Annotated in this window: 18 protein-coding genes; 6 read left to right on the plus strand and 12 right to left on the minus strand. The window is 43.5% G+C overall.

Annotation, left to right across the window (positions count from 1 at the left end):
* The first annotated feature begins 163 nt into the window (after window positions 1–163).
* Window positions 164–1,501: a glycerophosphodiester phosphodiesterase family protein gene (locus HJG39_RS12115; RefSeq protein WP_268409496.1), complete on the plus strand. Its 1,338-nt coding sequence runs from the start codon at window positions 164–166 to the stop codon at window positions 1,499–1,501.
* A gap of 262 nt (window positions 1,502–1,763) precedes the next feature.
* Here HJG39_RS12115 and HJG39_RS12120 read toward each other — a convergent pair whose 3' ends face one another.
* Together HJG39_RS12120 and HJG39_RS12125 are read right to left on the minus strand one after the other, a co-directional pair.
* A complete protein-coding gene (locus HJG39_RS12120; RefSeq protein ID WP_268409497.1) occupies window positions 1,764–2,486 on the minus strand; it encodes a YebC/PmpR family DNA-binding transcriptional regulator in 723 nt (240 codons plus the stop codon).
* A 155-nt stretch (window positions 2,487–2,641) separates the two neighbouring features.
* Window positions 2,642–3,766, minus strand: a complete 1,125-nt coding sequence (locus tag HJG39_RS12125) for a beta-ketoacyl-ACP synthase III (protein ID WP_268409562.1) — start codon at window positions 3,764–3,766, stop codon at window positions 2,642–2,644.
* Between the two features lie 391 nt (window positions 3,767–4,157).
* On the opposite strand from HJG39_RS12125, the gene HJG39_RS12130 reads away from it, so the two are divergent.
* Complete coding sequence (locus tag HJG39_RS12130) at window positions 4,158–6,128, plus strand: methyl-accepting chemotaxis protein (RefSeq protein WP_268409498.1); 1,971 nt, start codon at window positions 4,158–4,160, stop codon at window positions 6,126–6,128.
* 138 nt (window positions 6,129–6,266) lie between these two features.
* On the plus strand, window positions 6,267–7,973 hold the full coding sequence (locus HJG39_RS12135) for an alpha-amylase family glycosyl hydrolase (protein ID WP_268409499.1): 1,707 nt from the start codon (window positions 6,267–6,269) through the stop codon (window positions 7,971–7,973).
* A gap of 3 nt (window positions 7,974–7,976) precedes the next feature.
* On the opposite strand, the gene HJG39_RS12140 is transcribed toward HJG39_RS12135, so the two are convergent.
* Window positions 7,977–8,732: a substrate-binding periplasmic protein gene (locus tag HJG39_RS12140; RefSeq protein WP_268409500.1), complete on the minus strand. Its 756-nt coding sequence runs from the start codon at window positions 8,730–8,732 to the stop codon at window positions 7,977–7,979.
* Between the two features lie 173 nt (window positions 8,733–8,905).
* Complete coding sequence (locus HJG39_RS12145; RefSeq protein WP_442781022.1) at window positions 8,906–11,506, minus strand: TonB-dependent receptor plug domain-containing protein; 2,601 nt, start codon at window positions 11,504–11,506, stop codon at window positions 8,906–8,908.
* A gap of 472 nt (window positions 11,507–11,978) precedes the next feature.
* Here HJG39_RS12145 and HJG39_RS12150 point away from each other — a divergent pair, with 472 nt between their 5' ends.
* Both HJG39_RS12150 and HJG39_RS12155 read left to right on the plus strand, forming a co-directional pair.
* Window positions 11,979–12,935 (plus strand): nucleoside hydrolase, encoded by a 957-nt coding sequence (locus tag HJG39_RS12150; protein WP_268409501.1) that lies wholly within the window; start codon window positions 11,979–11,981, stop codon window positions 12,933–12,935.
* 172 nt (window positions 12,936–13,107) lie between these two features.
* Window positions 13,108–13,533: a hypothetical protein gene (locus HJG39_RS12155; protein ID WP_268409502.1), complete on the plus strand. Its 426-nt coding sequence runs from the start codon at window positions 13,108–13,110 to the stop codon at window positions 13,531–13,533.
* A gap of 47 nt (window positions 13,534–13,580) precedes the next feature.
* Here the strand turns inward: HJG39_RS12155 and HJG39_RS12160 are convergent, their stop codons facing one another.
* The 5 genes from HJG39_RS12160 to dinB all read right to left on the minus strand — a co-directional run bounded on the left by HJG39_RS12160 (window position 13,581) and on the right by dinB (window position 18,347).
* Complete coding sequence (locus HJG39_RS12160; RefSeq protein WP_268409503.1) at window positions 13,581–14,300, minus strand: NYN domain-containing protein; 720 nt, start codon at window positions 14,298–14,300, stop codon at window positions 13,581–13,583.
* Between the two features lie 145 nt (window positions 14,301–14,445).
* Window positions 14,446–15,297, minus strand: coding sequence for an MBL fold metallo-hydrolase (locus tag HJG39_RS12165; protein ID WP_442781023.1), 852 nt, complete (start codon window positions 15,295–15,297; stop codon window positions 14,446–14,448).
* Between the two features lie 69 nt (window positions 15,298–15,366).
* Window positions 15,367–15,594 (minus strand): DUF1653 domain-containing protein, encoded by a 228-nt coding sequence (locus tag HJG39_RS12170; RefSeq protein ID WP_268409505.1) that lies wholly within the window; start codon window positions 15,592–15,594, stop codon window positions 15,367–15,369.
* Window positions 15,591–17,126, minus strand: a complete 1,536-nt coding sequence (locus HJG39_RS12175; RefSeq protein WP_268409506.1) for a M17 family metallopeptidase — start codon at window positions 17,124–17,126, stop codon at window positions 15,591–15,593. The genes HJG39_RS12170 and HJG39_RS12175 overlap by 4 nt, the downstream gene beginning before the upstream one ends.
* 162 nt (window positions 17,127–17,288) lie before the next feature.
* Window positions 17,289–18,347, minus strand: a complete 1,059-nt coding sequence (dinB, locus tag HJG39_RS12180) for a DNA polymerase IV (protein WP_268409564.1) — start codon at window positions 18,345–18,347, stop codon at window positions 17,289–17,291.
* 256 nt (window positions 18,348–18,603) lie between these two features.
* Between dinB and HJG39_RS12185 the strand changes: the two genes are divergently transcribed.
* Window positions 18,604–19,146, plus strand: coding sequence for a hypothetical protein (locus tag HJG39_RS12185; RefSeq protein ID WP_268409507.1), 543 nt, complete (start codon window positions 18,604–18,606; stop codon window positions 19,144–19,146).
* A gap of 198 nt (window positions 19,147–19,344) precedes the next feature.
* On the opposite strand, the gene HJG39_RS12190 is transcribed toward HJG39_RS12185, so the two are convergent.
* The 3 genes from HJG39_RS12190 to HJG39_RS12200 all read right to left on the minus strand — a co-directional run bounded on the left by HJG39_RS12190 (window position 19,345) and on the right by HJG39_RS12200 (window position 24,206).
* Window positions 19,345–20,910 (minus strand): S8 family serine peptidase, encoded by a 1,566-nt coding sequence (locus tag HJG39_RS12190; RefSeq protein WP_268409508.1) that lies wholly within the window; start codon window positions 20,908–20,910, stop codon window positions 19,345–19,347.
* Window positions 20,911–21,218: 308 nt separating this feature from the next.
* Entirely contained in the window at window positions 21,219–22,187 is a 969-nt protein-coding gene (locus HJG39_RS12195) for a 2-hydroxyacid dehydrogenase (RefSeq protein ID WP_268409509.1), read from the minus strand.
* A gap of 21 nt (window positions 22,188–22,208) precedes the next feature.
* Entirely contained in the window at window positions 22,209–24,206 is a 1,998-nt protein-coding gene (locus HJG39_RS12200) for a methyl-accepting chemotaxis protein (RefSeq protein WP_268409510.1), read from the minus strand.
* Between the last annotated feature and the right edge of the window lie 190 nt (window positions 24,207–24,396).

The raw sequence follows: 24,396 nt of genomic DNA on the forward strand, positions 1-24,396 counted from the left end.
GCTACTTTCACATTGTTACTAATGCGGCATAAAAACTTCACAATATAGTCATGCCAACTTCACAAAACTGCTCTAGGTTTGCCCCCGTTTTCGGTCGCTTTTTAATCCTAAAGTGGTTCGAAGGCTGCATTGTAGTCATAATTTTCGTATCGGATAAGAAAAAATGAATAACACACTCAAATTGGCCCTCGCACTCGCGGTTATCAGCACATTAAGTGCTTGTGATGATGACTCTGTAGACATTGTAGAAATTGAAAAAACAACCGTCGTCACTGAAACCGTTGTAGAACAAGTTAATGTTCCTGTTGTCGTGCAGGTACCGCATGGCGCTGCACCAAGCGTTAATGTGTCGCCCCGTCCGTACTTTCTTGTCAACGACATGGAAGCAGGCGCGCTCAAGAACAAGCTTGAATCGTGCGCTGAAGGCCCCTTCTATAGAACTGATTTTTCCATTGGACATCGTGGTGCGCCAATGCAATTTCCTGAGCATACTCAAGAATCATATGAAGCCGCAGCGCGCATGGGCGCTGGCATTTTGGAATGTGATGTGACATTCACCCAAGACCAAGCGCTGGTTTGCCGCCACTCACAATGTGATTTGCACACCACCACCGATATTCTAGGCAAGCCTGAACTTGCGGCAAAATGCACACAACCATTCTCCCCTGCTGATGCTGAAAACGGCGTTGCGGCTTCAGCAATGTGCTGCACAAGTGACATTACACTCGCGGAATTCAAAACACTAAAAGGCAAAATGGACGCCTTTGACCCAACGGCAACAACGCCAGAAGCTTACATGAAAGGTACAGCAGATTGGCGCACCGACTTATACGCAACGCGCGGTACGCTTATGACACACGCGGAAAGCATTGCGTTATTTAAGCAACTCAATGTGAAAATGACACCAGAGTTGAAATCACCTGCGGTTGCCATGCCCTTTAACGGCTTAACGCAGAAGGATTACGCGCAAAAGATGATTGATGAATACAAAGCGGCGGGGATTCCAGCAAGCCACGTGTTCCCGCAATCTTTCAATATCGATGACGTACTTTACTGGATTGCCAGCGAACCCGAATTTGGTAATCAGAGCATTTACTTAGATGGTCGTTATGATGATCCTAGCTTCGAGCATACCAACCCTGCCACATGGTCCCCAAATATGGACGAGCTGGTACAAAATGGCGTCAAAATTTTAGCGCCGCCAACATGGATGTTAGTGAAAGTAGATAATGAGGGTGACATTGTCCCTTCTGATTACGCCATTGCCGCAAAAAACGCGGGCTTACGACTCATTACTTGGACACTTGAACGTTCTGGTCCACTTGCCAATGGTGGCGGTTGGTATTATCAAACCATTGAGGAAGTTATTAATAATGACGGCGATCAAATGAAGTTGCTAGACGTATTAGCAAAAGACGTCGGCGTTATTGGTGTTTTCGCAGATTGGCCGGGAACGGTAAGCTATTATGCAAGCTGCATGAATATGGCACCCAGCTTGTAGATATTTATTCAACTAGATAGCGGTGTTGAATTGTCAGTCACCCATGGGAATTTATCGCTAGCTCGCCGTGGATACGTCCATGTAAGCGCCGCACCACTTGCCTGCGGCTGAGGGTTTACCCTTAATTCCCGGCAAGTAACCTGAGAGTTATAAACACGCATATAGTGTTTAAAAAAACAACAAAGGCGCTGTTAAGCGCCTTTATTAAATGCCGATTTTACACCGGTTTTTCACCCGTTTTGCCGTTTTTACTCAGGTGTTGTTACTCGGGTAAAATGGCGTTGTGATACACATTTTGCACGTCGTCGCAGTCTTCCAACATAGTCATGAACTTTTCAAAGTTTGGCATGTCTTCTTCAGCAATTTCGGTATGTGTTTGCGGCACGAACGTGATTTCTTCTGCATCAAACGAAATACCTTCAAACGCATCTGCCAGCGCGTTTTTCACTTTAAAGAACTCGGTATGCGGCGCAAATACCGTAATTTTACCGTCTTCAAGTTCAACATCGGTTACATCAACATCGGCTTCCATTAACGCTTCTAGTACGCTGTCTTCATCGTCACCATCAAACACGAAAACCGCTTGATGTTCGAACATGTGCGCTACCGCGCCCGGTGCGCCAATTTTAGAATTCGTTTTGGTAAAACAGTTACGTACGTCAGTGATAGTACGGTTATTGTTATCCGTTAAACAGTCAACAATCACCATGCAATTACCCGGACCAAAACCTTCGTAACGCGCTGTGGCAAAGTCTTCACCTGCGCCACCTACGGCTTTCTCAATGGCCTTTTCAATCACATGACTTGGTACTTGGTCCTTTTTCGCTTTATCCATTAAACGGCGTAGCGACAAGTTTGCATCGGGGTCCGCACCACCATTTTTGGCGCTAACATAAATCTCTTTACCGTATTTAGAATACACCTTGGTCTTGGCAGCGGCGGTCTTAGCCATGGCTACCTTGCGCACTTCAAAACTTCTGCCCATTGAATTCGCTCTTTGTTGAAAGTTAACTAAATTTGTGGCGAGATTTTAACGACAAGCCCGCATGGATGCAAAAATATGGCGAGATTAAAAGTAAAACGACCACTAAGCGTGAACGAAGTGGCCGTTTTGACAATGAGATTGGATGCAGCAATGAATTACAGTCGCTTCAAAATTAAGCTACCGATGGAATATCCCGCTCCAAAAGAACACAACAAACCATAATCGCCTGTTGTTAAATCTTTGTGATACAAATTGAAGGCAATTAACGAACCTGCTGAGGCAGTATTGGCATAGGTATCCAGTACGATTGGCGCTTCGTTGCCAACCGGGTCTCGGCCTAAAAGTTTCTTAGCAACAAAGATATTCATGTTGATATTCGCTTGATGGAACCACCAACGGGTCATATCTGCTGGCGTGAGCGCCAATTTGCCCATGTGCTTCCCAATGTGCTCTACCACCGTTGGACACAGCTCTTTAAATACTCTTCGGCCTTCTTGGGAAAACAATTTGGATTCACCGAATGGATCTTCGTCGGTGGCACGGCTCATATAACTAAAATCTGAGCGAATATTGTTGGAGAATAGGGTTTCGCTTGATGTACTGAGCACTTCAAAAAGTGCATCACTTTGTGCTGAATCGACAGACTCAACAACCGTCGCTGTTGCAACATCACCGAAAATAAAATGGCTGTCTCTGCTGCGATAATTAACCTGTGGCGTTACCAATTCAGGGTTAATCACCAACACACGCTTAGCCGTCCCGCACTTAACCATATCGTGTGCGTTACGCAGGCCAAAGGTTCCTGCCGAACAAGCAGCGAGCATATCGTATGCTACACCAACAATACCCAACTCTCGTTGAATCTCGATGGCGATTGCAGGATAAGCACGCTGAGTATAAGCACATGCAACGATCACCGCTTCAATATCACTTGCCTGCAAATTCGCATCCTGTAATGCTTTTTTTGCAGCATAAACGCCTATTTCAGCCTGATGTGAAAGCGCTCCCGGATCTCGAGGCTCAATAATTGGGCACATACGATTTACGTCAAGAATACCTTCGCGGGTATAAACATAACGACTACGAATACCAGAGGCTTTTTCGATGAACTCCGCACTTGAATGCGGCTTCGCTTCCAACTCCCCGGCTTCAATTGCTGCGGCGTTTTCTTCATTGAACTTGTCGGCATAAGCGTTATAGCAAGCGACAAGTTCTTCATTACTAATACTTTGCTCTGGCGTCCATAAGCCAGAACCACTAATCACTACACGGGTCATTATTTAATCCAAGGCAAAAAAGGAAGGTGTTTACTACCAAACGGGTAATTGTACCATCTAACTAAAAAGAGCGAGAATCTCATGAGCCTTGGAATAGTAAGAATATTTAATTAAGGGTAAATGTTTTTTACTGGAGGGATATTCGATATAGTCTGACGCTTGAAATTTGGCATTAAATTTAACAAGATGGACATATTTTTGACTTTGATACAAAAATAAACAAAATTGTTTCAAATTGTTAACTCAAACAACAAAACCTTAATTTGCAAGAAACCTAGAATCGTTTTACTTTTGAATATCGAGACCAACTCGTCTCCTATCCCTTCTGTTCTGCAGAGATAGTAAAAACTAAAAAAATAAATAGCTGAGACAAACAAGTAGAGGGAATAGCCGTATGAAAATGCAGTATAAATTGATCACTGCTATCACTGTTGCCGTCATGTTGCCAACACTGATTATCGCCAGCGTTAGCATTTCTAAAAGCACTTCACAGTCTTTAGAAAACTTTGTTCACAGTACCCGAAATGAAATTCGACAAATCGATAACGGCTTCAAGCTCTTTTTTGATCAAGTTAAATCTAACGCTGTTTTTCTATCTCAACATCCACTGGTAAAACAAGTGCCAGATAGCACTACACAGTATTTGGGTGACGAAACCACAATGGATTTTAGCACCATTCACCCAGCCGAAGCGGCTATCTACGAATTTTATCAACAATTTGGCGACACCCACGATGAAATATTAAACGTGTACGTAGGCACCGCGAAAGGGGGATTCATTCAATACCCTGCGGAGCGTTTAGGTGGATACGACCCTCGCAAACGCCCTTGGTACAAAATGGGCAAAGACACCATCAATGGAGCCGGTATCACATCCGCGTACCAAGGCGTTACTGGTGGTCCGATGGTATCCGTAATGCATCCTATTAAAGCAGACAATGAGCGCTTGATTGGGGTGCAATCTTTGGATGTTTCTCTCACTACACTGACTGACCTATTGAAGTCGATTAAACTTGGTGAAACAGGTTATCTAATATTAATCGATGAGTCCGGGACCATACTTGCGGATCCTCGCGTCCCAAGCAATAACTTCAAGACGGTTGATGAGCTTTCATCACCTCTGTTTAAAGCGTTGAGCAAATCGTTAAAAACTGGCAAAGATGGTCACTTCGCTACAGAGCATATGAACACTAGCGTAGAGGTCAGCACATATAAATCTAAAGAACTTGGTTGGTACTTTGCAGGCATTATTAACACGGACGAAATAATGGAGCCAGCCTACAATATGAGTGCGTTCATTCTCATTATTGCGCTTATCATGGTTGCGTTATTTGTCATTTTAGGCGTGTTGCTTAGCCGTAAATTAGTTGCCCCTATTGAGGATGTATCAGATGGACTTAAAGATATAGCCCAAGGTGAAGGTGATCTCACGCAACGATTGAATATTAATAGCTCAGACGAAACGGGCCGACTCGCAAGATGGTTCAATCAATTCCTGTCGTCTATTTCATCCATGGTATTAGACATCAAAAACAACTCTCTGAATTTGGCCGAAAAATCTGAACAGATCGAAAAGATTGTGGTGCAAATTAAGACCACGAGTCATCAACAAGCCAGTGTCATTGATGACTCCTCGCAAAGTGTTTCCTTCATGGCTGAAGCCGCGAGCGATGTTGCCCAGAACTGTAGTTCGACCCTTGTGATTGTGAGCGATGCAGAACAGTCGGCAGAATCTGGCTCCAGCATCATTGGTAATATGGTTAACGACGTCACAAAACTAAGCCTAACCATGGAAGAATCATCCTCGGCTATGCAAGAGCTAGAAAGTGAAAGCAATAACATCACCAACATTTTGGGTGTGATTCGAGGCATTGCAGAACAAACTAACTTACTCGCGTTAAACGCCGCTATTGAAGCCGCTAGAGCGGGAGAGCAAGGACGAGGCTTTGCCGTTGTTGCCGATGAAGTTCGTACTCTGGCACAGCGTTCTCACGATGCCACAGAAGAAATTGAATCAATGCTCAGCAAGCTGACAGATAAAACACGATTTGTATCCAGTAAAATGACGCAAAGTTTGGAGCAGTCTCAACTCGCCACATCGCAATCCAAAGAAGCCGATGAAGCCTTCCACGCTATCAGTAAAGCGGTTGCGGAGATCCGTCAACGATTAGATGCCATTGCAGACTCGGCATCCAAACAACACGATAACTCCCAAAAAGTAGACAATAATATCGCTGGCATTCGCGATTCAGTCACTCAAGTTGCCGATGCTTCCGATATTTTAGCGACTCAGGCAGATGAACTGCTTGCATTAGCTGCAATTTTGAACGACCACGTAGGTAAGTTTAAAGTACGTGAAGTATAATGTTTGAATACGTATGCAAGGCGTTGAATGTCGGATGATTCTGCCTAGCATAACGAAACGCTATGCACATTAAATAAAAACGGGGGCATCAGCCCCCTTTTCTATGCCTGTTTCCAAGACTAAAAAGGTTTTACGTTAATGAAGATAACATCTCAATTTTCCCTTGTTTCCTTTAGTTCTGCTGTCTTTCTTCTTTCAGGGTGCGCAATACAATCACCTGACAACCTAGCAACAACCAATACCCCAGTTGAGTTTTACGGCACTTCAAATCCTTATGCATCGGAGCAGATTTATTTTGCTCTCACTGATCGCTTTGTAGATGGCGATCCCTCAAACAATCATGCCGATCAAGGTGGACAACACCCCACGTTTAATCGCCCGCTCATTGGTCCTAACGGACAAGAAGCCAATGTTGGTTATATGGGTGGCGATTTCAAAGGTATCCTTAATAATGCCCAGTACATCAAAGATATGGGGTTTACCTCTATTTGGTTAACGCCTCCTTTTGAAAACCCAGACCAAGCCTTTACTGGTGGTGAGCCCGTGACCTATGGCGCTTATTATAAGGATGGCGGAAAAACGGGTTATCATGGCTACTGGGGGGTTAACTTTTATAAAATTGACGAACATTGGCCTTCTCAGGACTTATCCTTTGAACAATTCATCTCCCGTTTAAAACAAGACTATGATCTGAACTTCGTGCTGGATATTGTCGGCAATCACGGTTCGCCTTCTTATTCCATGCCAGAAGATCAACCTATGTTTGGCGAAATCTATAATGAAGCTGGTGAACTCGTTGCCGACCATCAAAATATTCATCCTGAAAAGCTTGACCACAACAATCCTCTACACCAATTTTTTAATAAACACACTGGACTCGCCCAGCTCTCAGACTTAAACGAAAATAATCCAAAAGTCGTTGATTACTTCGAAGGCGCTTACCTAAAGTGGTTAAGTAAAGGGGTTCACGCTGTCCGTATTGATACCATCAAAGAGATTCCACATGCTTTTTGGAAAGACCTACTCGACAGGCTACGCGAGCACTATCCTGACACTTTCTTTTTCGGCGAAAGTTATTCCTACGATGCAGAGTTTATAGCCCAGCACACTCGCCCTGAAAATGGCGGCGCAAGTGTCCTCGATTTCCCCGGACAAAAAGCCATCACCCAAGTATTTGAGAATGCTGAAAGCGACTACAGCGATATTTTATCGTATCTGCATCTTAATGATGGGGTATACCAAAATCCTTACGAGCTGATGACCTTCTACGACAATCACGATATGGCCAGAATGAATGCAACAGATGAAGGTTTTATCAATGCCAATAACTGGTTATTTACATCTCGTGGCATACCTGTGATTTATTACGGTTCAGAAATGAACTTCATGACCGGCAAGAAGGAACATCAAGGTAATCGAAATTACTTTGGACAAGCACGAATTGAACAAGCAAAAAGCCATAAAATACACAACGCCTTGGCTCGCATTGCACACGTAAGACAGCAACACGTCGCGTTGCAAAAAGGTCTACAAGTTAACCTGCATTTCGCAGACAATCAGGCAAGCTTTTTCCGTGTTTATCAAAAAGATGGCGTTAACCAAACGGCACTGGTACTGCTTAACAAAGCAAGTAAGCCCGCAACATTTAATGTCAAAAAATGGTTAAGTCAAGGTCACTGGCAAGAAGTCATGACTCAGGAAAGTATTCACTTAAGCGGTAGCAGTCCCAGTTTAACAACGGATGTTGCTGCCAACGGGGTGAAAGTGTTTGTGTTCAATGCCCCTGTCAATAACAGTGCATTTTTGAAAGCGTTATCTGAACAACAACGTCACACCCAACCATAGGTGTTATTGCTCCTTTAAGCGCTTCATTAAAGCCTGATTAAAGCGCTTCATGAAACTTTCATCCACGGCGTGTTTACTAAATGCAAAGTGGATGTCTGCTTGGTAAATGGTCTCTGGGTGAAGCTTAAATTTGCGCATATTTTTGGCTTTAAGATGCTTTTTTACAGACACAACATCGCCAATCACAAAGTCGACGCGTCCCAGTTCCAGCATTTTTAATCGAGAATGCTGGCTTTCAATATGCACAATATGATTTGGGTAAGTCTGCTTTAGGTGCTCAAACTCTTCTCCACACCACGCCGCACGATTCATTACCCCTACAACGCCTTTCTTTTTGATCTTATGCGCCAAGTTTATTCTATCGCCTTTAAACAACCCTTTTTTTTGATAAAACAAGCCAACCGTTTCGGTGCGATAAGGCTTCGAGAAATAACTCACTTCTTTGCGCTTTTCGTTCTTAAAGGCACCAACAACAACTTCATGCATTGTGTTTTCTAATGCGTAAAAGCGACGATTATCGGAGATAAAACTCACTTGCTGTAATCCATAGCCCATATCTGTAAGCACTTGTTCTAATAACACATAATCACTCCCCGTAAGCTTGTTATTTTCATCCAAATAGATATAAGGCAACCACGCATCAACAGAGGAGATTTTTAATTCACGAGTGTGGTTTTTAAGTAAAGGCGCTTCAGAAAAAGCAGAAAAAGACGTCGAAATGAAAAATAGAAAGGCAATAAACCTAACAGCCAACCTCATTAACTCGCCCCTATAAGCAGTTTATTCGTTAATAACAAAGTAAAGGCTGGAACTTCCAAGAGGAAGAGAGAGCGGCTGCTCTCCCTATACTGGCTCTATCACCCTTACAGACAGAACTGTAAAGAAAATCCACATCATTAATTTAATAACAATGTGGACTTATACGGGAATGTCTAGAATTTGTAAGTTCCTTGAACATACACAAAGCGACCTTGACCACTGTGCAACGTATTCACAAAGCCCATAAAGTCATGGTGACTGAACGGTGGTTCTTCGTCGAACAAGTTAGTTGCGCCAAGAGTTAAGGTTGTATTTTCAATGCCGAAGTAACTAAATGTTGCATCAACCGTAGTCATTGAATCAACTGTTTTATCACCAAAGCCCGCATCTTCATCACCATCAAACTCACCGACGTAGTTGATAGCAAGTGATGCTGCGAAGTCATCTTTGGTCCAATCCATAGCAGTTGTCCAGCGTACTTCTGGCTGCTCGAACTCGCCTTCTTCTACAGCCGGAGTTGCGCTACCACCGCGGAACTCTTCATAGTTAAGCACATAGTTCAACACGTAGCTAAAGTTGAAATCACCGTATTCAGACTGCAACTTGTATTTCACGTCTAAGTCTAAACCCGAGGTTTCCAAGTCGTTTAGGTTTTGGAAAGTATCGAAGATGCGAACCACTTCACCCGGATCATTTGGATTAGAGGTCGGCAAACGCTCAACCACATCTGGATCCAAACCTCGCGCGTCAAACAAAGCTTGAGTATCAGAAGCAATGATGTCCTCAATGTCGTAATCGTAATAATCAAGCGAGAAGCTTAAATCATCACTGACCTCATAGATCATGCCCAAGTTGTAGCTGCTCGACTCTTCAGGTTGAAGATCAGGGTTCCCTTCAAACTCAGCGGTATATTCTTGAGGATCACAGCCAAGGCCAACCAAGTCACAACGATTGTTATCCACCAAGTTTGGCGACTCGTCGGTACGACCTAAACCAAGTTGGTGCAACGATGGTGCTCGGAATGCAGTGCCGTAGGAACCACGGAAGGAAAGGTTATCCATTACTGCCCAAAGGAAGCTGACTTTTGGATCGGTTGTGGTACCAAAGTCACTGTAATCTTCATGACGGATCGCTAGCTGGATTTCAAGGTTATCCATTGCGGGAATTGCTAACTCAGCATAAACCGCTGTGTTATCACGACTGCCATTGGCTTGTGTTGCTTCAGTACCGAAGATTTCACCCCGTAAGAATTGGTTATCAGGGTTATCTGAAATAGACTCTTCGCGGCGCTCAGCCCCCACAGCTAACATCACATCGTTGCCGCCTAGCTGCATAACAGGACCACTCACCAAACCGGTAATGGTTCGGTTTGTTGATTTACCAACACGCGAGGTCGTGGTTTCGATAAAGTCCAACGCTTCTTGTGTATTAGTAGAAGGTTCGAACGGATTCCACAGGCCGGAGTCGATAGCCGCTTGCATACGTACAATGTTAGGGAAACCATTCACACCCATTTCTGTCGATTCGCTCTTGATGTAGCTATACGCCACTTCCCAAGACCAATCGCCTAGCTCACCTTCAAAGCCTAATACGGCGCGATAGTAATCTGTATCTGTACGTTTTTCACGATCACCAATCTCAACCGTACGGCGACGCATGGTTAAGTCCTGACCGAAAAACGGATGCGTTGGGTCATTAGCAAATGGGTGGTTAGGATTGTCACCCGACATGAATAATTCGTTGAAGCTTGGGCTAGCTGCACCGCGAATAACAGATTTTGAATTCTGGCCATTCAACTCGGCAAATGCACGTACGGTATCGTTAACGTCATAACGACCCATGTAGTTAAAGCTGAAACGTTCCGATGATGGGATGAGAGAAGATTGTGGAGCGTAATCGTAACGACAGAATACACCTTCACGGTCAATATCGCCCGGCGCACAACGATCATTGCCGAATTCATCAATAATACGGTTGGTTGGATCGGCTGCTAGTGCAATTGTACCGGGGAAACCGGAAGAAGAACGGAAATCTACCGCGTCTGGATCATTCGGGCGTAACGCTGCTTGGTTGGCAGTACGAGAATAGTCGCGGTCGCCATATAGAATCTCTGAGCGATCGAAATAATCCAAAATAAAAGTATGGCTCGCTTTGTTGCTTGATGTACCGAACATCATGCTGAAGTTTTTCTCTTCACCACCACCATCAGCCGTATCGCCATATTTAGCGGCAACTTCTAAACCTTCATAGTCATCTTTTAAGATGATGTTAATTACACCCGCTATGGCATCTGAACCATAGGTTGCAGAGGCTCCATCTTTCAGAATATCGACTCGCTTAATGGCGAATAGCGGGATGTTGTTAATATCAACGAATGCGGTGTCGATGCCTTTTGCGAAAGGCGATACCGATACACGGCGACCATTAACCAAAATTAGGGTGGAGTCTGCACCTAAACCACGTAACGAAACGGATGAGCCACCGTTCGCAGTATCATCACTGCTGTTACCTTGAGTAGAGAAAGTACCTTGACCTGATATGGGCAGCTTAGCAAAAAGACCGATAAGATCAGTTACACCTGTATTCGCAATGTCACTTGCATCTAAACTGGTAAGGGGGGATGGCCCTTCCATATCGGTACGACGAATATGTGATCCTGTTACTTCAATTTTTTCTACAGCTTCATCGGACTGTGCTATTACATTTGGCGCATAAAAAGCCATGTTCACTGCAACCGCTGCAAGTGCAGCCGCGAAGCGTTTGTTGTGTGTCATATTATCTTCCCTTTTAGGATATATTTTTATTTGAATTTCGTTTTTTTCGGATAAAACATTGTCCTACCGAAATAACGAATTTCTTATAGCACACCTAAGTGCGTTAAATCCACATATGACAAAATAAAGCATAGAAAATTTTTACTTACCTTGGAAACAAAGGAAAACCCTTAAATAACAGAGCGAATAGCGCTATTGGATATAAATATTTTTCCGATTTGAAATAAGAGAATTTGATGATAAGAAAAAAGAAGCGCCGCACAGAGTGCGGCGATATATACAAAACCTACAAGGAAAGGGATTTAACCTAAAAAGATACATCCATGTAACAAATTCCGAAACACACTCGTAGCTACAATAACAACTAATTTATTTTCTGGCAAATATTTTTACCAGAAAATTTAATTTTTTTTATTCCTCCTGCAAACGCTATTATTACCCCCTATTTTCCTCCCGATAAAGAAGTAGCCACATGATGAAAAAGAAGGTCATATTTGATCACGATGGCGGCGTTGATGATTTACTATCATTAATGCTCATTTTTACAATGAAAAACGTTGAGCTTGTTGGTGTGACAATCACCCCTGCTGATTGCTTTTTAGAAGATGCGACAGAATCCACCCTTAAACTTCTCACTTTGTTTCAACAACAAGATGTCGAAGTTGCTAAGGGAGACTTATACGGAGTGAACCCGTTTCCTTACGATTGGCGCGCCCAACCTAAAATTATTAACGCATTACCCACGATGCTAAATGTACCGCTAAATACCTCAGCACTGGTGGAAATGTCTGCCGTGGATTACATGATTCACACATTGGATAACAGCAACACACCGATAACAATTTTAATGACAGGCCCTTGTAGCAACTTAACCCAAGCGCTCATTCAAAGACCGGATTTAAAAGAGAAAGTTGAAGAAGTTATTTGGATGGGCGGGGCGGTTGACGTAGCGGGTAATGTTGCGATGCACAATCACGATGGCTCTGCTGAGTGGAATGTATTTTGGGACCCCTACGCCGCAAACGCTCTTTTTGCGATGGGATTAAATATTAAATTGGTTTCCCTTGATGCCACCAATTGTTTGCCAATTGATATTCCTTTCTTAAAACAAGTTGCGGCACAAAATAGCTACCCGATGTCCGAATTTTTCGGTCAATGCTGGGCTTCAACCATTCCTTCAATCCCAGCTTATGAATTTACTTATCATTTATGGGATGTCATGGCGACTAGCTGTTTAGAGGTCGGCGAAGAGGCAATTCAATTTACAAATATAGAACTGGCGGTAAGCACACAACAACCGAATCAAGGGCAAACCTATCGCTCAGCAGGTAATCACCAATGGATACAAGTGTCGACTTCCGCGAACCGTGAGCAAATGCTAAATTACCTACTGGAAAAACTTCGACGCGGCTTTAGCGACAACAAATAAATAAAGTTTTTCTCCTATGCCTAGCTGACTGTAGTAAAATCGGACGCAGGGCAGTATCATCCTGCGTCTTTCTTTCACTTACATATTGTCGTAATCGGCTTCTTTGCAACGCATTAGAACCGCTTTTAATGGCTTTGAGAGCATTGCCTAAACAAACATTAGTTCAAATTAAATGAAACAGCTTCTCACACAACAATTCGTTGCGTTACGCCACTTTTCATTCCATATGGTTTGGATAAGTCTTTCGCTTGTTGCTGTCTTGTGGAGTTTGAACACCGATGCCAAAAGCCAAAGCGCCCTAACAAGGTCTGCAAACTGTATTTTATATTACCGCTTAGAAGGACTTGCATTGAAAGAGTTTACCACGCAAAAACAGCAACTAGGCTCGCATCTTCACCGCAAAAAAATCGCACTTATCAATATTAAATCGTGGCACAAAAACGGTTTATCTGGCCGCGAAAGAATGCACATTCAAAAACGTTACGATTTCCCAAGAAGAAAGGACTTCGCGGTATTGATTGACGCCAATGGTAATAAAATGAAGCAATATGTTGATGATGTCGATTTAGTGTCAGTGTTGCTAGACTGTAAACGTTAATCAAAACAAAAAAGCCACTGAGTTTACATTATTGCAAATAACGACTCTTACTTTTGTTGCAGCTTCATTTTTCTTTTATCACGAACCCAAATTGCAGAGCCGTTTGTTTTCTTCATCTCAAATAAGTCTATTGCCATAAATAAGTCGCTAAGCTTTTTGAATCCGTAGTTTCGTTGATCAAAAGAAGCGTGATTTGAAATATGAGTACCAATTGGCCCCAGCATTGCCCAACCATTTTCTTCCTCAACGGCTTCTATAGCTTGTCGCAGCAAACTAATTAACCGAGTATCACTTTTAATGTTTTTGGTTTGTTTTTGAACAGGCTGCTCCTTTTCACCTTCTTCATCAAGGTATAAAAAACGGGAGCAACTATTGACGAAAGCATCCGGTGCTTTACGCTCACCAAAACCAATAACAAACTTCCCATCAGCTAACGCTCTGGTTACGAGCGGTGTGAAATCGCAATCCGACGAAACAAGACAAATGATATCAATGTTTTTTGTGTAAAGAATATCCATTGCATCAATAACTAGCGCCATATCAGTCGCATTTTTTCCCTTAGTGAGGTCGAATTGTTGGATCGGTTGTATAGCAAATTCGTGCAACACATCTTCCCACGGTTGTAAGTTTTGATTCTTCCAATTTCCGTAAGCTTTCCTGATACTAACCACACCGTAACGAGCCAACTCAGACAACATTTTATCTACCTTCTTAGCGGGTGCGTTATCAGCATCAATAAATACAGCAATCTTTTCTTTATCTTTCACAATGAAATCCTTGTAGTCGCGTCTGTGGAATAGCCGTTCAATTGTGGCGATGAAGCCCTTACGAAAAAGCCGCTACAGAGTAACGGCTTTAAAATGTCTTCTTGATGTGAAACATCGAAGCTTTATTTCAACTTATGTGAGTAAACTAGCGCCCGTCGTACAAAGTACGTATCCATTTTTCTTCGCTGATAAACTGCCATGCCCAGCTTTGCCATTCTTCGCCTAAACCCTGTTTTATGATGGATTCTACCGAATCGCCTACGGCTTTTTTATCTAACACGATGCGGCGAGTTTCTTTTAGCATGTTAAGGAAGTTTTCTACATCCTGCTTAGTCGCGACCACACCGTGTCCCGGCATCACTTTGGTGTCGTCATTTACGTCTGCCAAAATTATCTCGATAGCACGAATATAACCAGCCACCGAACCGCCACCGTTTAGGTCGATGTAGGGGAACATTTTGTTAAACATCACATCGCCGGTGTGGATCACATTGGCTTTTTCAAAATACACGTAGCTATCGCCATCGGTATGGGCATGCGGCAAATGACGCACATGAATAGTTTCACCATTAAAATGGAATTTTACGCCTTTCGCATAAGTGACAACGGGTAAATCAGCGGCTTCTTTTTTCGGATCGTTTTCTAAACGTACACGCACATTGTCGTGAGCAAATACCGTGGCATCGTGCATGTGCTTAATTTTAGCGTTACCGCCCGTGTGATCGCCGTGATAATGCGTATTGATAACATAGCGTAGCTTTTTACCAGCAATGCCTTCCAAGCTCGATGAGATTTTTTCAGCCAACGGTGCAAACTGATCGTCAATAATCAAAATGCCATCGTCACCAGCCGACACACCTATGTTTCCGCCCATGCCGGTTAGCATATACACAGAGTCGTTAATTTTTTCTGATTTAATTTGAACATCATCAAAGTTTTGTGCGAGCAACGTTTGGCTTGCCATCAGTGCGAATAACGCGGTTGCGACACGTTTCATCATTATTTATTTTCCTTCTGTTGAGTGTGCCTCCCATCAAGAGAGGCGAATTTTTATGCTTGCGTAAGACTACTCAACAAACGCAAATCGTGGCACTTGGGTGCCATCATCTAATGTCACGGTTTCAGTGAACATGCTAAGCGGGCGCACCCACAGCTTACCTTCACCATAAAGAGGACGATAAACCACAAGCTGACTCATGTCCTCGGAATGCGTAGCAATATCAATCACTTGATAATCACGCCCTTTGTAATGACGGTAGCGTCCGGGTTTTAGTGCGTTGTTACTGTCACTCATGATGCTAAATACCTAGCAGCTAACATGGTTAAACTTGCCGCTGTTGGTGTGCCGTGTTGCCAATCGCCCCCTTCAACACCGCTCCCAGCAATATCAACATGGGTGTACGGAATTTCGGGGTGGTTTTCCAAGCCCGATGCTAGCACCAGAAAAGCCATTGGAAATTGATGTCCACGCGCCGTTACTGCGGAGGCCGCATTATTGGACGATAAAATATCATCAGCTTTAGTACGCGGTGCAACGAAGTCGAAGTCCTCTCTTCGAGAACGCGATACTTCTGCAACATCATCCCATAAATCACCAGCCTCCGATAATGCCAACGCACTTCCCTTGGCTCTTGCTGCGCCATTTTCTACCAGCGCGGTGTACGGACCAACGGCTCTGGCGGCATGCCCTGTTAGCGTTGCAACTGAGAAGAATTCAGCATTTTTGTCGTTTTCAGCCAATTCCAGCAAATGCGTCATCACATCGGCAAGCACTAATCGGCCTTCGGCATCGGTGTTACCAATCCGAACACGTTTGCCAGAACGTGCTGTGATAATTTCGTCTGTGACGAAGGCATCGGTACCAATACTGTTTCGCACCAAGCCAAGTTCCGCGACAACTTTAACGCCTTTGGGCTTAAGCATGGCAATGGTTCTCATCAACCCTGCTACCGATGCCGCGCCGCCTTTATCGCGACTCATGCCCGCCATAAAGCCACCGGTTTTTAAGTCCGCGCCGCCAGTATCGTAGGTCACGCCTTTTCCTGCTAGATACAGGCTTTGCGTCACTTCGCCTTCTGGCTCATAAGTTAAGGTAACAACACGCGCATGATGGCGCTCAACATTCACTGCGGCGCGCGCCACTGCCATTAATAGCGGGTACTCTTGCTGCAATTGCGCTTGTGAAGACAACACTTCGACTTTAATACCTGAGCCTGCAAACGCATCAACGCAATATTCCGCAAAACCCGGCGGAGCCATACGTTCTGGATTTGTGCCACATAAGTCTCTTGCCAAGCGTTTACCGGCCTCTAAAGCGTTGACCCAATCGACATTGGGTTTATTCTGGGCATGAGCAATCAAACCAATTTTTTGCACGGGTTCGATGTCGGCTTCATCTAGGGCTTCACGTGCTTCCAGAGGTTGCCATAACGCCTGACACAAACCTAAATAGCTCACTTCCAAGGCATTTTGGTAACGCTTGTCTTCTGGCGCGACTACCATCAACAAGGGGTTGACACTGCCGGCTTGCTGCGCAATCTGCATCGCTTTTTTAGCGGCATCACTGAATCGACGCACATCGTCAAAATAACGGGAAAGTTCACCTGTGGGTGCAAAAATGATGCGCCCACCCGCCGCTTTTTCACAAGGCACAAGCACTGCCTGTTTACCAACACGACTATCAACATGAGCAAATTGGGTAAGCGCGTTTTTTAAATCAGGAATGGGGCAAACATCAACGCTGCTTGCAATCAGGATGACTGCGTCCCACTCACCTTGAGCGGTTGCAGCATTGTCAGAAGCTAAAACGGCAACTGGATAAGTCATATTACCTCTATTTATTTTCTTTTTTGATGATTTAGGAAAGAAGTGAGGGCCATCTGCTTGATAACGCAATCCTCACTTCAACGCATCCTTTAGTGCTGCAAGAGTATACGTGAGTGCCGGAAAATTCGATATTCAAAAAGGGGAAATATAGTAAGCGAGTCGTTAGAAAGGCAAAATAAGCTGCTGACTTAAATGCGGATTGTGTTCTAACCCAATATGAATACCTAATAAACGGACACGTTTTCCCTCACCTCTTGCCATAGCTTCACGCAACAATTCCAATAAAATGTCGACGTCTATCTCATGATATTTATGTTCTTTGGTAGTGAGATGAAAATCGTGAAATTTCACTTTTACGCCAAGCTTATTTATTTTGCGTTTGTCCGTATGTTTAGCGCTTCTTTTAAATAATTCAGGTAGCAAATCGTTTTGCAGAATTTGAGCGAGTTGCGCAAAATCACTGATGTCATTAGCAAACGTACGCTCAACACCAACGGACTTTCGAATACGAGAGGTTTCAATTTCGCGGTTATCAATACCTTGACAGCGAGACCATAGCGAACGCCCAAACTTACCAAAATGCTCTATTAAAAACGCTTCTGAACTTTCTCGAATATCCTTTCCGTATTCAAAACCAAGGGCGAGCAGTTTTTCGTTTGTCACCTTGCCAACGCCCGGTATTTTTTTCAGAGGCATGGTTTCAATAAAGGCGTCGACGTGTTCAGGCGCTAAAGTGAATTGTCCATTAGGCTTGTTTTGATCCGACGCTATCTTCGCTAGGAACTTAACAGGCGCAATACCTGCCGATGCGGTAAGTTGAGTTTTGCGTTGAATTTCTTGGCGAATTTCTTGTGCAATGAGCGTGGCAGAACCTTGGTGCATTTCACACTCAGACACATCTAAATAGGCTTCATCCAAGGATAACGGTTCGATTAAATCGGTATATCGCTCAAAGATGCTACGAATTTGTGCGCTGACTTCGCGGTAAACCTCCATTCGCCCCGGCACAACGATTAAATCAGGGCACTTACGCAGCGCAACGCCCGTTGGCATTGCCGAACTCACACCGAAGCGCCGCGCTAAATAATTACAGGTAGAAAGTACACCGCGACGATCCGACTTCCCGCCAACCGCCACGGGCTTTCCCGCAAGCTTTGGGTTGTCGCGAATTTCAACAGATACAAAGAATGCATCCATATCTATATGCACGATTTTTCGAATAGGAAAGCGATGATTTTCACATGGCTCAGACACCAGTAACAACCCTTAGCACAAACGTATTAGGTACGAGAAATAATAAGCACAATAAGAAAAGGAACTTTAACACAAACTGTAATTTTATACAGTTAATTTAAATAGGTGACAAACTTGCGTCCGATGCAAGCAAAAGGCGTGTTATGCAAGTGTATTTTGTGACTAACTTCACAAATAGGATTTATTCTTTACGTTCCTAAACACAAACTAACAAGAGAAAACAATGAAACTCAATAAATTATCTTTAATTCTTGCAGGCGTTAGCGCCGTTTTAACATCAAGCGCAATGGCCGTTACCTATAACACTAGTGTTGAAATCGATTCACGCTTAGGTGAGCAGCCACTAAATGCAACTGTTATTCAAAATATGGAATACCCTGTTTTGGGTGTCACCGATGCAACAAAAGTAGGTTCCTATTGTTTAGCCAATGGAGGCGCTAACGGTACGGGGTTTGACAATAGAACGTCGAATGAATCAAACAGTTTATGCCCGAACCTTTCTCCTGATTACTTCCGAGTTCAATTTTCTGGGGTAAAAGGCGCTTACCTTGACATTGGTTATTCTTTGCAAATTCAAGAAAAAGGTGGATTCAGGTTCTCCTACTCAAATGGAAACCAGCATGTTGGGCAAACTTCCGTCCAGCTTTCTACGACAGAAGGAACAGCCGAGTATCCAGTGTACTCTCGTGTAACACTGCTTGACCCAACTCAAGTTACCGACGGCGTATTGGATTTCAACTTCGACATTACCGCCGCTTATCAATAAGGCAGCGCATAGTTAATGTGCTAAAGCGCAGGAAGTGGAGTATAAACTCAGGTAGCTCCACTTTCTCAATGGCCTCTGGCACATAAAAAATCCCGCAAAGATCACTCTCTGCGGGATTTTTAATTTTGCTTAACTTAACGCTTAGCTCTTAAGTTCTAAGCACTTAGTTTTTAAGTTCTTAGCTCTCAGGCTTAGGGCTTAGTTACCAGCACAACCGAATTGTGTTAGGTAATCGTTTGCCGCTTTCGCTTTCACTAAACCATAACCGAAATTAACGTCGTGACCTGCTGCGCCTTGATCTTCTGCTGTTGCTTTCAACGCTGCACGGATTTGGTCACCAGAACAAGATGGGTGGTTAGACCAAACCAGCGCTGCCACACCAGATGTTGTTGGTGTTGCCATTGACGTACCACTTAAGAAGCTGTAGTCCGTGCTAGAAATATCAACCGTTACGTTGCTAGCAGCAAGCAATACGCTTCTGTCTTCTAACGCTGCGCCCACAGATGGGATAGACGTTGTATTAGTTTCACCCAATGTACCGAACAAAATACCCGGTTCGTTGTTGATGATAACCGCACCAACACCACCTGAGGCTTCACAGTTAGCCACTTTATCGTGGAACGAAATGTTACCACGGTCAATCATACAAATTTTACCAGACGCGCCAGAGTCAACTGCTTCTGCTGTCCCCATGAAGTAAGTGGAAGAAGTTGCCGTACCCGAGTTTTCCATTGCTTCTGATTGGAAGAATACGCCATCAGCAGTAGAATTAGCCGCTGTTGCTAAGCCCGCAGGGAAGGTAGAAAGTGTGTTAACACCACCGGCTGCCACTTCCACACAGATGCTATCGTTGAACGTTGCATTTTTACCCTTACCTTCAGTACATGAAGGGAATTGTGAGAAGTCAGCGATGTTGTTGTCTGCATCCGCAGCACCTACCATCATGACAGACTCATACGCCGCAGGGTAAGACGCTGTGTTGTTACCGTCGTTACCTGCTGCTGCAATGGCTAAACCACCACCTGCTTGGAACGAAGCGAATGCATTGCTTTCTGTTGTGCTAGCTCGGCCGCCACCTAAACTCATGTTAATGATGTCTGCACCTGCATCTACACAGCGTTGTGCTGCTGCGGCCAAACCAGAAGAATAACCGTAACCGTCAGCATTAAATACTTTGATGATATGAAGTGGTACACCCGGAGCCATACCAATTACACCGTAGCTGTTGTCTTCAGCGGCAATGGTTCCAGATACGTGCGTACCGTGAGGACCGCCGTGCTCAAACCAGTTACCTGTGCCCGGATCGTTATCACCCGTAATGGCAGGCCAGTTGAAGTCAGTGTTTGAAATGTCTAGACCAGAGTCGATAACGCACACTTTAATGCCTGCGTTAGGATTGAAAGTCACTTGGTCAGCTTGTGCTTGGTAATAACCGTATGGCGTAATTTGAGTCTCCATTGGATTACCAACATCGTCATTCCAAACACTCATTGGACGACGAATTTGGTCTTCTTCGATGAACTTAACCGCTGGCAAATTCATCATGCCTTTTACTTTATCTAAACTCATGTTGTTGAATGTTGCCGCGATAAAGCCTTTAGATTCCAGGTTAATTTCTCCACCGTGCTTTTTCGCCATGGCCATTAAGGCACCTTTAGAGGCTTCATCAACTTGGATGATATAACGGTTGCTCTCGGCACTTGTAGCGAAAGCCATGCTTAATGCAGTTGCTAGTAATGAAGTTTTTAGTACTAGATTTTTCATCTTGGTATACTCTCGTTTTTTCAGACAGTTTGAACTCATCAATTTCTTCACGATGAACATCATGTACAAGCAGAAATCAATCGATTAATTTTTATTCTATTTTTCGTAAATCTCATTCATGGTATTTTTTATTACCATTAAAAAGACAATGAAAGAGTAATAAAAATTCCAAAGATTAGCCAATTGGGTAATTTTTATAGGCGAAACTCAGCATTGAAGGGTATTTAAGCGATGGCTGTTAACTTTTGTTAACAGCTTAGAAAGGAGACGAGCATACGATAAAAACGGAAGTAGTTCTCATTTTGAGGTTAATACCCCAACGTTTTGTCTACAAAATGGGGCTGTTGGTTACTTTCGATATAATCAACAATACTACGCGCTGCAATTAAAGATGCTGTTTGTGGCTGTGTTTGTGCCGCAACATGAGGAAGTACCGTAACGTTAGGGTTGGACCAAAAAGAGGAGGTTTTCGGTAAAGGTTCCACGGCAAATACATCAAGTACAGCATGAGCGATGTGTCGCTTTGCTAGTAAAGAAACAAGCGCATTATCGTTAAGGATGGCGCCACGACCAAAATTGATAACACCGGCGCCAGTCGGTAATAGCGACAAATGCTCAATATCTAACAGCCCATTTGTTTCTTGTGTCAAAGGCAATAACACTACCAAAATTTGACATTGCGGTAACATTTGTTTTAAGCCCGACTGACCTGAATAAGTATTAATGCCTGTCAGTGATTTAGCACTTCGGCTCCATAAATGCACCGAAAAACCGTTTTGCTTCAGACGCTCAGCACTCTTATGGCCCAGTTTTCCAGCGCCGAGAATACCGATATTGCATTCCCTTGGCGAAATAGCATGATGACGCTTCCAAAGCGCTTGTTGCTGTTGTTTTAGATATAGAGGCGCTTGTTTATGAAGGTATAAACTCCAAAGCAAAACCGATTCCGACATACTGAGTGCCAGCTGCGGGTCTATCAAGCGAACAACTTGAACGGATGTGTCTTTAAATAACGCGAGAAGGTTATCCACACCTGCCCATAAGTTTTGTACCCATTTTAAGTTAGGGTAATCGACAAGTTGCTTTAAGTCGGGATTAGCACAAATGGCAATATCGCACATTTTCCGCTCTGCATCAGAAAGTTGTTTATGCGGCAACACAATAAATTTACGGCTTTGACTTTTTGCATCTAACGCGTCTTGTATCAGATTCGTCCAACGGATTTCTTCCTGCTCATCAAATCGCGTTAATAATGGGATCAAAACCGTTTCATTCATTGTGTTAACCACCTCATAAATCTAAACCTTAAACTGACGTAGCGTGTCATCTAATTCAGCAGATAGGCGATGCAACTGCCTAATGTTGGTTTCAACGTCACGAGTTTCATTCACCGATTGATCCGCCAAAGATGAAATATGCGAAACGTTTCCTGCAATTTCATCCGCAGACAGACTTTGTTGCGTATTAGCGGCTGCAATACCATGCATTTGTTCCTGAATTTGCTCGACACCTTGTAATGCATCATCCAACACCTTTTGAATGTCTGAGACACGTTTTACACCTGCATCAGCTTGCTCATTACTCGTTTGCATGGTTTGGCTCGCTTGTTTTGCAGCCGTTTGTAATGCGCCGATAATATCCTGAATGTGTTGGGTAGATTCGTGAGTACGACTCGCGAGCGTTCGCACTTCATCAGCAACAACGGCAAAACCTCGTCCCATTTCACCGGCTCTGGCGGCTTCAATAGCGGCATTTAGCGCTAATAAATTAGTTTGCTCCGTAATACCCGTTATTACATCCAACACTTCACCGATTTTATCGGTTTCCTTTTCAAGAGCTGTAACAACTTGTGCAGCATCACCAATATGGGAAGACAACTGCTTAATGTCATTTACCGCGGAATAAACAACGCTTCCGCCATTTTCCATATCTGTTTTAACACTGTCAGCTAATCCCATTGCCTCTTCGGTATTCTTAGATACATCTCTGCTAGTCTGCGCCATTTGGTAACTAGCACTGGCAACAGATTCTATTTCGGACTTTTCGGTATTGACCAAATTAACGTTCTGTTCTGTGGTTTTAAAGACGGTTTCCGTGGAGTTTTTTACTTCTGTGGTAATGTCTTTGGTTTGTTTAACCAAGCCGCGAACGCGCTCAATAAAAGCGTTAAACTGATGCGCTAATTGCCCAATTTCATCCTGCCTGTCAACATCGATACGTTTGGTCAAATCACCTTCACCTTGAGAAATGTCTGTCATCGCTTCCAACATGTCTCTTAATGGTTTCAACATTGGCTGAATAATGAAATATACGGCAACAGCAATCACCGCAAGCATGACGCACATATAAAACGTCACACTCATCACCGCAGAATTAACCGGAGCCTGACTCACTTCTTCAGGCAACAGAAAGCCGAGATGCCAATTCAAATAAGGGTAGTCACGGGAAACGGTACTGAACACAGCTTGATACTCTTTGCCTTTCCAGATGAGACTGGCATCACCCGAATCTTTGGATGACATTAATTTAAAAAGCTGAGCAAATCCTTGCGCATCAGGAAAAATGGAATCAACTTTGGCTATATCACTTCCGGGAGGAAACGCCTCATTAAAGCCGGGAAAGTACACAAGCACACCCTTATCTGTCACCAGAAAAGCGTTGCCTTCGCCTTCGTACTTGATTTGGCTTAGTAAGTCTTTACCAATGGTACTAATTAGAATATCCATACCACCAATCCCAATGAACTGACCATTGTGCTTAATCACATTTTTGATTGTGGCAGATATGGAACCATCGTTGGCGTCAACCGCAGGATCAGATACGTACATACGTTCTTTTTCCTGAGCCTCAAACCACCAAGGACGCTTATTGGTGTAGTAGTTTGGGTCGCCGTTGTAACGACCATTCAAATCAAAGTATTCATAAGTGTTCGCTGAACCAAAGAAAACGCTTTTTATACTGCTATCTTTGTCAGAGAAGTATCGAAAATATTGGTAAATATCGTTATAGGTTTGGTCCCCGCTAATGTCCCCCCCTCTATCGTCATAGCGACTAAACCAATTTAAAACCTGAGGGTTAGCAAACACACTGTGTATGATTTGCCCTTTTGCTTCGAAGAAGCCTTCTATTTCTGTTGCTTTTTGTGACACTAGGTTAGCGATGTCGTTATCTACTCTAGATGTGGTACTTTTTTTAACTGTTTGAATTTGCCAAATACCGTAGATCAAGAATAAAACTGCAATACTTCCTAGACATCCGGCAATAAGCCGTTGACTAATCGATCTCTGATACCACATTTCTTCAACCTTATTGTTCTTATGTTTTTTACAACTGAGCTTATTATGTTTCTAGCTCTTAATTCACGCGATACGTGAAGCAGCTATTTTTAAGAAATGTGATAATGCTGTAAAGGTGAATCTGTTAAAAAAACATACTATTCGGGGGGAAATAATAAGATTGTGAAAATATAAACGCAAAAGGGGAAGT

Source organism: Alteromonas sp. a30 (assembly GCF_026788005.1).
Lineage (GTDB): Bacteria > Pseudomonadota > Gammaproteobacteria > Enterobacterales > Alteromonadaceae > Paraneptunicella.

Coding starts and splice junctions, on each gene's coding strand:
- HJG39_RS12115 (WP_268409496.1), top strand. CDS start 164: ATGAATAACACACTCAAATTGGCCCTCGCACTCGCGGTTATCAGCACA.
- HJG39_RS12120 (WP_268409497.1), bottom strand. CDS start 2,486: ATGGGCAGAAGTTTTGAAGTGCGCAAGGTAGCCATGGCTAAGACCGCC.
- HJG39_RS12130 (WP_268409498.1), top strand. CDS start 4,158: ATGAAAATGCAGTATAAATTGATCACTGCTATCACTGTTGCCGTCATG.
- HJG39_RS12135 (WP_268409499.1), top strand. CDS start 6,267: ATGAAGATAACATCTCAATTTTCCCTTGTTTCCTTTAGTTCTGCTGTC.
- HJG39_RS12140 (WP_268409500.1), bottom strand. CDS start 8,732: ATGAGGTTGGCTGTTAGGTTTATTGCCTTTCTATTTTTCATTTCGACG.
- HJG39_RS12145 (WP_442781022.1), bottom strand. CDS start 11,506: ATGACACACAACAAACGCTTCGCGGCTGCACTTGCAGCGGTTGCAGTG.
- HJG39_RS12150 (WP_268409501.1), top strand. CDS start 11,979: ATGATGAAAAAGAAGGTCATATTTGATCACGATGGCGGCGTTGATGAT.
- HJG39_RS12155 (WP_268409502.1), top strand. CDS start 13,108: ATGAAACAGCTTCTCACACAACAATTCGTTGCGTTACGCCACTTTTCA.
- HJG39_RS12165 (WP_442781023.1), bottom strand. CDS start 15,297: ATGAAACGTGTCGCAACCGCGTTATTCGCACTGATGGCAAGCCAAACG.
- HJG39_RS12170 (WP_268409505.1), bottom strand. CDS start 15,594: ATGAGTGACAGTAACAACGCACTAAAACCCGGACGCTACCGTCATTAC.
- HJG39_RS12175 (WP_268409506.1), bottom strand. CDS start 17,126: ATGACTTATCCAGTTGCCGTTTTAGCTTCTGACAATGCTGCAACCGCT.
- HJG39_RS12185 (WP_268409507.1), top strand. CDS start 18,604: ATGAAACTCAATAAATTATCTTTAATTCTTGCAGGCGTTAGCGCCGTT.
- HJG39_RS12190 (WP_268409508.1), bottom strand. CDS start 20,910: ATGAAAAATCTAGTACTAAAAACTTCATTACTAGCAACTGCATTAAGC.
- HJG39_RS12195 (WP_268409509.1), bottom strand. CDS start 22,187: ATGAATGAAACGGTTTTGATCCCATTATTAACGCGATTTGATGAGCAG.
- HJG39_RS12200 (WP_268409510.1), bottom strand. CDS start 24,206: ATGTGGTATCAGAGATCGATTAGTCAACGGCTTATTGCCGGATGTCTA.